This is a genomic window from Brachyspira catarrhinii, assembly GCF_005518285.1.
Taxonomy (GTDB): Bacteria; Spirochaetota; Brachyspiria; order Brachyspirales; family Brachyspiraceae; genus Brachyspira; species Brachyspira catarrhinii.
Map to the genome: position 1 here is coordinate 1 of NZ_SJDU01000664.1, position 784 is coordinate 784.

Genomic DNA, 784 nt, shown 5'->3' on the forward strand with positions numbered 1-784 from the left:
AATTGTATTAATAAAAAAGTATAAAATAAAAACTATTCATTAATACAATTTATAAACCTAATACATTAATTAATTATTTTATGAATCTAATTCTTTTTCATACTCTTCAAATATGTATTTAACAAAATATTTCACAGCATTCTCATAACTTTTAATATTTATTTGATTATCTTTTTTTCCTCCAAGAATTGAAGAATTCATAATTGGCAAAAATTGATTAGGTTCCTCATTTTCTATACCGCTTATACTTTCTATAATATCATCAGTATCTATAGAATAATCTTCAGGAAAATCATAAATATCTATTATATTTTTATCTTTTTTAGTAATCATCTTTTGTACATTTGCTCCGCTTGGCATGCTTGCAATTTTTTTCTTATCCAAAACTATTTCTCTTTTAATAAGTTCTTCTTCATTTAAAGCTTTATTTTCTAAAAGAAAGTTTACTATATTATTTACACAATCTCCCATAGGATTAGCCAATGCATTACTGTCAGGATTATCAATAATTATATTGAATTTATCTTTTTTCTTAATCAAAGTAAATTTCAAATTGTCATTATCAAAAGTTGATTTATTTAAATCATAATTTCTTACTGTTTTGAACCCAAATTTTCTAACTGCTTTAATGAAAACATCTTCATTGATATTATTATCAATTAAAATTACTGTTATTTTTTCTTTCATATTAATATTCTCCTTTTTTTAAAATTATTTTTTTACTGTTCAGCAAAAGGGTTATACTGTTCCTGTTTTAATTTAGGTATAGGTTTGCCTTTTGAGG

Annotated in this window: 1 protein-coding gene; it reads right to left on the reverse strand. The window is 22.2% G+C overall.

The window, feature by feature from the left end:
• Nucleotides 1-78: 78 nt before the first annotated feature.
• Complete coding sequence (locus EZH24_RS12940) at nucleotides 79-687, reverse strand: hypothetical protein (RefSeq protein ID WP_137999435.1); 609 nt, start codon at nucleotides 685-687, stop codon at nucleotides 79-81.
• Nucleotides 688-784 lie beyond the last annotated feature (97 nt).